Annotated in this window: 8 protein-coding genes; 1 reads left to right on the top strand and 7 read right to left on the bottom strand. The window is 67.7% G+C overall.

Annotated features, from left to right (window positions below):
* Positions 1-115: 115 nt before the first annotated feature.
* From ACCC94_RS24205 to ACCC94_RS24220, 4 genes are all read right to left on the bottom strand, one after another.
* Positions 116-691, bottom strand: a complete 576-nt coding sequence (locus tag ACCC94_RS24205; RefSeq protein WP_413352147.1) for a lipocalin family protein — start codon at positions 689-691, stop codon at positions 116-118.
* 37 nt (positions 692-728) lie between these two features.
* Positions 729-983, bottom strand: coding sequence for an outer membrane protein assembly factor BamE (gene bamE, locus ACCC94_RS24210; protein WP_017517187.1), 255 nt, complete (start codon positions 981-983; stop codon positions 729-731).
* A 73-nt stretch (positions 984-1,056) separates the two neighbouring features.
* Positions 1,057-1,662, bottom strand: a complete 606-nt coding sequence (locus tag ACCC94_RS24215) for a DUF924 family protein (RefSeq protein WP_413352148.1) — start codon at positions 1,660-1,662, stop codon at positions 1,057-1,059.
* The gene (locus ACCC94_RS24220) at positions 1,662-2,675 is read right to left on the bottom strand and encodes a class 1 fructose-bisphosphatase (protein ID WP_413352150.1); all 1,014 of its coding nucleotides are present in this window, start codon (positions 2,673-2,675) and stop codon (positions 1,662-1,664) included. Before ACCC94_RS24220 ends, ACCC94_RS24215 begins: the two co-directional genes overlap by 1 nt.
* Before the next feature lie 398 nt (positions 2,676-3,073).
* Between ACCC94_RS24220 and ACCC94_RS24225 the strand changes: the two genes are divergently transcribed.
* Complete coding sequence (locus ACCC94_RS24225) at positions 3,074-3,379, top strand: hypothetical protein (protein WP_413352151.1); 306 nt, start codon at positions 3,074-3,076, stop codon at positions 3,377-3,379.
* Positions 3,380-3,448: 69 nt separating this feature from the next.
* On the opposite strand, the gene estP is transcribed toward ACCC94_RS24225, so the two are convergent.
* The 3 genes from estP to ACCC94_RS24240 form a co-directional block, all read right to left on the bottom strand.
* Positions 3,449-5,356 (bottom strand): esterase EstP, encoded by a 1,908-nt coding sequence (estP, locus tag ACCC94_RS24230; RefSeq protein WP_413352153.1) that lies wholly within the window; start codon positions 5,354-5,356, stop codon positions 3,449-3,451.
* Between the two features lie 100 nt (positions 5,357-5,456).
* Positions 5,457-6,821, bottom strand: a complete 1,365-nt coding sequence (locus ACCC94_RS24235) for a DUF3999 domain-containing protein (RefSeq protein ID WP_413352155.1) — start codon at positions 6,819-6,821, stop codon at positions 5,457-5,459.
* The coding region (locus ACCC94_RS24240; RefSeq protein ID WP_413352157.1) for a DUF2339 domain-containing protein at positions 6,818-9,986 on the bottom strand (3,169 nt) is incomplete at its 5' end. The genes ACCC94_RS24240 and ACCC94_RS24235, both read right to left, overlap by 4 nt.

Here is a 9,986-nt window from a genome sequence, read left to right on the forward strand (position 1 = left end):
AGCTTGCTCGCGAACCTGCACGGCACGGAGCTATGCGGTTCGCGAGCAAGCTCGCTCCTACGAAAAGCGTCCCGGACCCGATCCATGAAAAAACGCCCCGAGGGGCGTTATTTCGTCAGGGCGCGGTAGAGGTCTCCCCCGCCCGCCAGATCAGGTCGTCGGTCTGGTAGCCGCGCTCGTGCGCCAGCTCCAGCAGCTTCATGCGGGTAGCATCCGGCACCACCGGTTGGCGCGAGAGCAGCCAGAGGTACTCACGGTTGGGATTGCCCACCAGTGCGGTCTGGTAGTCGTCATCGACGTAGAGCACCCAGTAGTCGCCCTTGGCGAGGCCGGGGAAGATCCGCGAGAAGGTGTTGTCGAAACGCACCCAGAGCTTGTCCGTGCGGCCCGGCACCTGCGCCTCGGCGCGGCCGGTGGCCTGGTCCCACTCGCCGTCCCTGGTCAGGCAGCGGTTGGTGACCGCGATGCTGCTGTCATCCTGCAGGCGATAGCGGGCTTCGGATTGCGCGCACTGGCGCTGGAAGAACATCGGCTTGCGGGCCAGCTCGTACCAGGTGCCCTCGTAGCGCTTGAGGTCCACCTGCACGGTCTGCGGCGGTTGCTGGGCGGAGCCTGCGCAACCGCTCAATGCGGCGAGGCAGGCCAGCCAGGTGATGGATCGACTGATGTATCGACTAGCGTCTCGATGCATTCGCTCCTCCTTGGCCGCCTGCCCTGCCCGGGCGCGCTTATTTCAGGCCCTGGGCGGAGAACAGCAGCACTTTGTCGCCGGCGTACTGGATGCTGATGAAGGCTTTCTGATCACCCCAGGTGCAGCTGGAAACGCCCAGCGCGCCGGAGCATTCGGTGGGTTTGCCGAGCAGGTCTTCGACTTCGGCCTTGCTCATGCCGGTTTTGATCTTGGAATAGTTCTCCTGGTTCACTTTGCTGCAAGCGGCCAGGACGACACAGAACGCGACGAGCGCGAGGCGGCGGAAGGACATCGACAACTCCATTTTTTGAGGGGCCCAGCCCACAGCTTGGCACAGGGCAGCCGGAAAGGCCGCCGGCTTGGAGTCAGAAACGTGAGCCAGGTTCCGTGAGGAACACCGCTTCTTCAGCGGTGGATTCGCGACCGAGGATGGCGTTGCGATGGGGGAAGCGGCCGAAGCGCTCGACCACCACCTGATGCTTGCGCGCGTAGGCGAGGTAGCCGGCGAACAGGACCTTCTCGCTGTCGCCGGATTCCGCCTGCAGGGCTTCGAACAGGCGCACCGCCTCGTTCTGGCTGGCCAGGTCTTCGGCGTGCTCCAGGACGATGTAGACGAACACCCGCTCGATGCGCGGCAACTGGCGGTCGACACCGGCCTCCAGGCCCTGGCGCACCAGCTGCTGGGCGCGGGCGTCGCCGGCGTAGGCGCGTGGAGAGTCGCGGAAGACCATGCGCGGCAGCTGGTCCAGCAGCAGGATCAGCGCCAGCCAGCTCTGCGGCTCGCGCTCCCACTCCTGCAGACCACCGTCCAGGGCCTGGCGCACCAGGCCGCCGAAACGGTTTTCCGAGTCCACGTCCTGGCAGGCGCTCTTGCCGAACCATAACGCGTTGCGCTGGGCGGCGACCTCATTGGCATCCAGCGCAGTGCCGAACCACCAGTCGAGCAGGGTCTGCCAGGGCGCGGTGGTCATCAGCCTTCCTTGTGGTAGGCGGTGGCGCGCTCGACTTCTTCCTTGGAGCCCAGGAACACCGCGACGCGCTGGTGCAGGCTGTCGGGCTGGATGTCGAGGATGCGCTGGCGGCCGTTGGTGGCGGCGCCGCCGGCCTGCTCGATGATGAAGGACATCGGGTTGGCTTCGTACATCAGACGCAGCTTGCCGGGCTTCTCCGGCTCGCGGGAATCACGCGGGTACATGAACACGCCGCCGCGGGTCAGGATGCGGTGCACGTCGGCCACCATGGAGGCGATCCAGCGCATGTTGTAGTTCTTGCCCAGCGGGCCTTCCTTGCCGGCCAGCAGCTCGTCGACGTAGCGCTTCACCGGGGCTTCCCAGTGGCGCTGGTTGGACATGTTGATGGCGAATTCGGCGGTGCTGGTGGGCACGGTGATGTTGTCGTGGGTCATCACGAAGCTGCCCAGCTCGCGGTCCAGGGTGAAGCCTTTCACGCCGTTGCCCAGGGTCAGGATCAGCATGGTCTGCGGGCCGTAGATGGCGTAGCCGGCAGCGACCTGGGTGGTGCCCGGCTGGAGGAAGGCTTCCTCACGCAGGCTGTCGTTCTGGCTCAGGTATTCCTGCGGGCAGCGCAGCACGGAGAAGATGGTGCCGACCGAGACGTTGACGTCGATGTTGGAGGAGCCATCCAGCGGATCGAAGACCAGCAGGTAGGCGCCCTTGGGGTACTTGCCCGGAATCTGGTAGGGGTGGTCCATTTCCTCGGAGGCCATGCCGGCCAGGTTACCGGCCCACTCGTTGGCTTCCAGGAGGATTTCGTTGGACAGCACGTCCAGCTTCTTCTGCACCTCGCCCTGCACGTTTTCGGTTTCCATGCTGCCCAGCACGCCGCCCAGCGCACCCTTGGACACGGCGTGGCTGATTTCCTTGCACGCGCGGGCCACCACTTCCACGAGGTGACGCAGGTCGGCCGGGGTGTTGTGACTGCGGGTCTGCTCGATCAGGTAGCGGCTCAGGGTAACGCGGGACATGGAAGACTCCAGGGGAGAAGATGGAAAAAATCAGGGCGCATTCTAGCGTGGAAACGACCGCGACGCCTCCTGTACGGTGGGCTCGCCGAATGCTTGGAGCCCGCCGGGCACGGGCAGTTCCCCGACGCTCATCGGCGCCGCGACCTTCAGCCGCGTCCCGGTGCGCCGTCGAGGACGGCCTGGACCATCAGGACCCGGCAGCCATCGGAGGCGACGCTCAGAACATAGCTAGCGAGAGCGGTTGGAGGAGCGGAATTGCGCGAGCGTCGGAACGCGCGCCGGCGGCGTGGCAGTGGCTGCCGTCGAATTCGTTGCGCCATTGCGGGTCAGTTCCAGCACCGGCGCAAGACTGGGTGCATATTCAGCCAATTGCTCGTGAAGCGACCGGAGACAGGCAGGTGCTGGACTTCCTATTCGTTGCGACGCCGTTCTTCCTGGCTGTCTGGCTGACCGTCAAGGGCTCGCCCGGCCCCTTATTGCCAGGCAGGAACGACCCCATCTGGGTGAAAGGCGCGGGGTTGAGTTTCGTCCTGTTTGGCATATCGATGTTTCTCCGCCTCGCATTGCTGGGCAGGCAGATGCCGGCCGGCAAATACAGCATGCGCCTGATGACGACAGGACAGACCCTGGGATTCTGTTTGTTCATGGTGGCTGTCGGGGGCTGCGTCCTGCTCGCTCACCACCTTTCTTCCAAGCGCAGGTAGATCACAACCTGCGCCGGGAAAGGCTGGGACAAGGCCTGCTACCAGGCCTTGTCCATCACCCCAGGCCGATCAGAAGTCCAGGCTCAGCGCGAGGTTCACGCCCTGGGCCAGGTCGTCGCTGCTGCGGTGCGCGCTGTAGCCGCCGCGCAGCGACAGCTCCGGGGTCAGCTTCTGGGCGAAGCCGATGGTGGCGCGCTGCAAGTGACTCTGCGGGGTATAGCCCTGCAGGCTGAAGCCGACGTCCGGCAGGCTGGTGAAGTTCATCCCGACGTTCTGCGTGTCATCCGCGTACTCGCGCTCCACGGCGACCTCGCCAAACAGCTGGGTGTCCTGGGACAGGTCCAGCTTGCCCTGCAGGCCGGCACCGAGGCGGCGGGAATAGCGGTTCTGCTCATCGAAGGCCAGCGCGGTGGAGCGGCCGCTGTCCTCCTCGTAGCCGTCCACTTTCACCCGCGCCCAGTCGGCGCTGACGAAGGGCGACAGGTGCCAGTTCTCGCCACCCTGGGCGATGTCGTAGCCCAGGCGGCCGCTGAAGGCCAACAGGCTGCCGTCGGTGTCGGCCTTTTCCTCGACCTCGTGGTTGATGATGGTGAACTTGCGGTTGGCGTCGTCGAAGTCGAGCTTGCCGCCGGTCACCGACGCATCAGCCCACCAGCGGTTCTGCTGGAACTGCACGAACAGGCTGCCCAGGTAACTGTTGAGCCTGTAGTCGGAGTCGTCCGAGCCCAGCTCCAGTTTCTGCCGGTAGAAGCCCAGCGAGCCGCCGACGCGCCAGGCGTCGTCGAGGCGGTAGCTGGTGCCCAGGGTCAGGTTGGCGCCGTAGCCGGAGCCGTCGGCGGCGCTGTCCTGGTCGTCGTAGTCCAGGTGCTGGGCGCCACCGGTGACGAAGCCGCGCCACTGGCCGGTGGCCTGCCAGTTTTCCCAGTCCGCCAGCCATTGGCTGCGCAGCTGGTCCTGGTAGGCGTTGTAGGTGCCCAGGGCCATCTCCGGCAGCATGGTCGCTTCCCACGGCGCGGAAAGCACGGAGTAGGCATAGTCGGCGATCAGGCTCTGGCCGGCGATGGTCGGGTGCACGCCGTCGTTGAAGATCAGCTTGGTCGGATCGGGGTTGCTGCCGTGGCGCCCGTACACCGCGTTCTCGGGGCAGCTGTTGCCGCTGAAGCAGGTGCCGATCAGGTTCTGGTCCGTGGCCAGGCCATAGGCCCCGGGGTTGGCCAGCACTTCCTTGAACATCGCCGGGATGTTCAGCGGGATGACGTTGGCGTTGGAGGCCGCCAGCTGGCTGACCAGTTCCTCGTTGAAGATCCCCGACAGCTGGGTGCCGAAGGATTGCAGCGCGGTGCCATTGGTGGCCGGTGTCTGGCCGAGGTCGGGCAGCAGCCAGACCATGATGTAGCGCGCGCCGGCGTTGTGCAGCGCATCCACGCTGTCCACCAGGCGGCCGGCGGCGGCGCGGGCGGTGGGGTCGCTGGTGATTCGCAGCTGGAGGAAGTCGTTGCCGCCGCCGGTGAGGTAGTACAGCGCGTTCGGATCGGCGCGGTTGTTCACCAGATAGCCGTCGCGGGTGCGGCTGGTCGAGCCGGAGGTGACGACCGAGCCGCCGGCAGCAGTGATGGAATCGTAGATCTGGTCGGTGCGGTAGCCGCCAACGGCCCAGTTGTTGCCGTCCACGGTGCCGGGGACCAGAGAGGTCGAGGGGTTCAGGTCAGTTCCGCTGATACCCAGCTTGCCGCCCAGGATCATCGGCGCGGTAGGGCCGAAGACCTCGCCGCTGCCGTCCAGGTAGGTCGGCCCGACGCGGTTGGTGAAACGGGTGCTGGCACCGGCCGGGCCGCCGGCATCGGCGAACTGTCCGGAATCGCTCAGGCTGTCGCCGAAGACGACCAGGGTGGAATACGGCGAAGGGGCTGCCAGGGCCTGTGTGGCAATGGCCATCGCGCAGGCAGCCGCCAGCGGGGTGAGCGCCTTTCTGATCATTCTGCTACTCCATGCTTTGTTGTTATTGGTAATCAGAACCACCAAGACAGTATCAGAATTTCTACAGGCGACACCCCTATCTTGCGGCGATCCGCGTCGATCAGCTCGCCTGGCGATTGCTTCGCAGCAGACTCAGCGCCATCAGCGCGAGCAGGCCGACGCCCGCCAGCAGCAGGGCCCACAGGCCGTAGCGCTTCCAGGCGGTATCGGCTTTCGCCGCAGTGGCCGGCGATTGTGTCGCCGGCGCCTGCAGGGTGCCCTTGAGTCGCGCCTCGCCCATGCTCGCCAGGCGCTTGGGCTCGTAGCCGGGCACCAGGGTGGTCAGCGGCAGGCTGGCATCGCTGAGGGAGCCGCTGCCCACCGCCAGCTCGTAAGGCGCGCCGCCGCGGGCAAGGAACACCAGCTCGCTGGCGCGAACCCCCACGCTCAGGTGCGCCGTCGAACCGCCCAGGCCGCCGCCGCGCGAATCCACCTGCAGACGCAGCTGCCCCAGCGTGGTGCCGGGCAGCTCCAGCTCTTCCTGGGTGATCTCGCCGCCCTGCCCCGGCAGACGGTAAAGCACGCCGCGCGCCAGCGGCGTCCACTGCACGTTGCCGTCATGGCGACCGGAGATCACCACCGGCGCGAGGGTGTTGTCCTGCTGCAGGGGAATCCGCACGCGCTCCACGGGTAGCGCCAGCGGCAGGCTCCAGCTGAAATCGCCGTTGTTGTCGGCCCTGGCCGCCAGCGGCTCGGACCAGAGCATCGGCACCGGGCCGCTACTGCTGCGGCTGCCGCTGAGGGTGGCGCCGACCAGTTGCGCGGCCTGCTCCGGCGACTCCCACCACAGGCGCAGGTAGCGTGCCGTCTGGCCGGGCAAGGCAATGTCGTTCTGCTCGATGCGCTGGCCATTGAAGTCCAGCCGCGCCAGTTGTCCCTCGCCCAGGGAGCGCCAGTGTTCGAGGTCGTCGCTGGCTTCGATGCGCAGGCGCTGGAAGCCGTCGCTGTCGGCAGTCCAGTCCAGTTGCAGGCGATCCAGCGGCAAATCGCCGGAACCGGTCTCCAGCAGCCAGCCGCGCAGCACCTGGGTCTTGTCCTGCCCCGGAGCGTTCGGAGTGATTTCGAGAATGGTGCCGGTGGTGCTGCGGACGATCTTCAGGTTGTCGCCGGCCGCGCTGCCGGAGGCGCCACGCAGCGGGAAGATGCGCGCCTGCACCTCGCTGCGCACCTCCTTCTCGCTGGCCGCACTGGTGCGCAGGCTGTAGGGCAGCGCCTCGCCTTCGGCGTTGAAGACGCGCACGTCGCGCAGGTCGCCATGGCGGGCGGCGAACAGCACCTCGATGGGCAATTGCACGCGGTACCAGGGGCCGTTGCCGGACACTTCCAGCGGCACGCGATTGGCGAAGTCCGCCGGAGTGGGCGCGGCATTGGCCTGGGTGCCCAGCAGGCAGGCGCCAACGAGCAGGACGATCTTGTTCAGCTTCATGCGGAGGGTTGCTCCTGTTGCGATGGCTCTTCCGGCACCGGCCGGCGTGGCGGCAGCGGTGCGAAGTAGCCGACGATCAGCATCAGCACGCCGACACCGATGAAGGAAATGATGCGTTCCAGGCTGCCACCGCTGGCGCGATCGACGAGGAACAGCTTGATCACCACCACGACCAGCAGCACCGCGCCGACCAGCCAGAAGTCGCGGCGACCGCGCAGGTGCCCGGCGATCATCAGGCCCAGGGCGATCAGCGCCCAGACGATGGACAGCCCAGCCTGCACCAGCATGGACTGGCTCAGCGCATCGAACTCGAACGGCACGCCGCCCCAGTGGTGCGCGGTGCGGCACACCGCCATGGTCAGCAGGGCGAACAGCGAGGCCCCCAGCAGCGCCTGCACCGGCAGGCGCAGGGTGGACTCGGCCAAGCCCAATTGCGGCAGGCCAAGGCGCGTCCACTGGAACACCGCCGCCAGCACGATGAGCATGCCCAGCTCCAGCGGGTTCACCAGCGGCAGGTAGGGCAGCGGGTCGGCCGCGCCATTGCTGAACAGGTTGACCAGCCAGAACCAGCCCAGCAGCGCCAGGGCCACCGGGGCGGCGGCTATGGCGCGGTACTCGCGCTCGAAGGCCGCCACCGGCCATGGCAGGCGCCGCATGCCACCCATGAGGATAAGGAACAGGCTCGGCACCAGCGCCCAGCCCAACCAGCGCCAGGCGTTGTAATGCTCGGCCAGGGCGAAGAACAGGTAGCGCAGCTCCAGCGCCAGCACGCCGAGGATCAGCCAGCAGCCCAGTACATGGGCGGCCTGCGCGGCGCGGCGCGGCAGCAGTGCAGCGAGCCGGCGCAGGGTGAAGAAGTGCACGGCGAACACCGCCAGCCAGCCGAGCCAGCCCAACTCCGCCAGCGGGTGGTATTGCAGGTTCCAGGCACTGGCCAGCGCCACCAGCGAAACCGGCACCAGCGCCAGGCACAGCAGCGCCAGTGCGCGCCATTGCTCACGGCGCGCCAGCAGAGACCAGAGGCCGACGCTGATAGCCGCCACCAGCAGCGCCACATGTTCACGCATCTCGCCGGGGACGAAGCGGGCGATTTCCCACAGCGCGGTCAGCGCCCACCAGCCGGCGCCCCAGACCAGCAACAGCTGCGACAGTTGCTCCAGCCCGAGGCCGCCCAGCGCCAGATTGTGCTCGCGCTCGCTGGCCCGGTGCAGGCGCCAGGCGCCGATCATCGCGGCCAGGGCCAGCACCGCCGGGGTCCAGAAGCCCATGTGCGCCAGCGGCTTCAGGCCCTCGCTGGGCAGATCGCCGAACAACACCGAGCCGCCGAGCAGGAAGGCCCCGGCACCGATCACCTGCAGCACCAGGCCGAAGACGAACGCGGCGCGCTGCTGCAGTTGCAGGCTCAGCCAGAGGATCAGCAGGCCACTGCCGGACCAGACCGCGGCGGCGGTCTGCCACGGCAGCACGAAGAGCACGGCGAGGTTGATGAAGGCCAGCCCCAGCAAGAGGACCACGCTCAGGCCCAGCATCAGGCGGCGGTCGTCACGCACCATCGAATCGCGCGCGGCGATCAGCATGGCGGCGATCAGCGCCAGGCCGACCAGCGAGGCGGTGACCAACCCACGCCAGCCGGAGCCCAGGACACTACTGCCCTCCTCCGCGCCCTGCAGATGCAGCAGGAACAGCGCCCCGCCCAGCAGTTGCACCGCAAAGGCGCAGGCCAGGAAGGTGCGCGAACGCAGGCGCAGCGCAGCGAACAGGGTCGCCAGCCCGGCCACGGCCCAGGTCATCGCCGTGCCGTCCACACCCAGCAGCAAAGGCGCGATCAGGTAGAGGAAGGCCAGGCCGAAGGCCGCCAGCACCGGGCGAGCGTTCGGCTCCCAGCTACGCAGGATTTGCGCATCGGCATTGCGCAGGTTCCAGAAGCTGAACAGCAGCGCAACGCCGAGCATCAGCGCGCCCAGCGGTGCGCCATCCAGGAGGGGATCGGTAATCCACGGCGTCCAGCCCACCCCAGTGACAAATGCCCACGCCGCACCGCCTTGCAGCAGCAGCGCAAAGATGCGCGCCAGCGGCCGCTGCTGGCGCAAGCCGAGCCAGAAGATGCCGGCGCCTTCCACGGCCCAGGCCGCGGAGGTCCAGCGGGCGTCCAGGCCCAGCGGGATCGCCAGGGTACCGAAGACCACGCCCAGCGCCAGGCAGGTTTCCACCAGCAGCAGCGCACGCCCGGCGGTGCGCCCGGCCAGCAGTCGGGCGAGAACCATGTAGAACAGGCCCAGCGCCAGGGCGCTGAACGCCGCTCCGAACTCCAGGTGCTGGATGATCGCGTACTGCAGGCCGAAGCCCACCAGCGGTGTGCCGAACAGCACGGTGCCGTCGACGTAGTCGGTCTGCCGCGCCGACCAGCGCAGCAGCGCCTCGCGGGAATCGTCCTCCGGCGCACCGGCCGCCTCGCCCAGGCGACGGCGGGCGAACAGCAGGCCGATGGCGACGTAGGTGAGGAAGAACAGGATCAGGAAAGGTTCGGTCGTGCCGAACAGCTCCGGCTTGTACGACCGCAGCCCCCAGGCCAGGCCGATGCCGAAGGTGCCGAAGAAGCCGATCAGGTTGAGCATCCGCCAGGCCTTGAACCAGGCGATGGCGAAGATGCCGGCGTTGAGCAGGGCGAAGTAGCTGAACAGCGCGACATGGCTGCCACCGCCGGTGGACGCCAGGATCGGCGCGGCAAAGCCGCCCAGCGCGGCAGCTGCGGCAAGGCCCACGGCGTCCTGCAGGATGGCGAGGATCGCGGAGAACAGGGTGACCGCTACCAGCAGCACGAAGCCGGCCTTCGGGTCGATCAGCACTTCGCCATGGTTCATCGCCGGATACAGCTTGATGCTGGCGAACACCGTCAGGTAGAGCACGGCTACGCCGGTTCCCTGGAGGATCAGCGCATAGGCCGGGCGCCGGTGGCGCAGCCACCAGCCGAGTCCGAGCAGCGCCAGCGCGGCTGCGGCGGTGCCGATATACGGCCCCTGCGGCGGCATGGTCATGCCCTCGGTGGCGTAGCGCAGCAGGAAGGCCAGGCCGAGGAACAGCAGCACCACGCCGACGCGCAGCACGGTGTTGCCGCCCAGCAGCCAGTCGCGGGCGGCGCCGAATGCGCGGTCGAACAGCGAGGGA

It is taken from the genome of Pseudomonas sp. Pseusp97, from assembly GCF_047304025.1.
Classification (GTDB): Bacteria; Pseudomonadota; Gammaproteobacteria; order Pseudomonadales; family Pseudomonadaceae; genus Pseudomonas.

What these genes read in the sequence shown, in the direction of transcription:
- ACCC94_RS24205 (WP_413352147.1), bottom strand. Translation starts at nt 691, where the DNA reads ATGCATCGAGACGCTAGTCGATACATCAGTCGATCCATCACCTGGCTG.
- bamE (WP_017517187.1), bottom strand. Translation starts at nt 983, where the DNA reads ATGTCCTTCCGCCGCCTCGCGCTCGTCGCGTTCTGTGTCGTCCTGGCC.
- ACCC94_RS24215 (WP_413352148.1), bottom strand. Translation starts at nt 1,662, where the DNA reads ATGACCACCGCGCCCTGGCAGACCCTGCTCGACTGGTGGTTCGGCACT.
- ACCC94_RS24220 (WP_413352150.1), bottom strand. Translation starts at nt 2,675, where the DNA reads ATGTCCCGCGTTACCCTGAGCCGCTACCTGATCGAGCAGACCCGCAGT.
- estP (WP_413352153.1), bottom strand. Translation starts at nt 5,356, where the DNA reads ATGATCAGAAAGGCGCTCACCCCGCTGGCGGCTGCCTGCGCGATGGCC.
- ACCC94_RS24235 (WP_413352155.1), bottom strand. Translation starts at nt 6,821, where the DNA reads ATGAAGCTGAACAAGATCGTCCTGCTCGTTGGCGCCTGCCTGCTGGGC.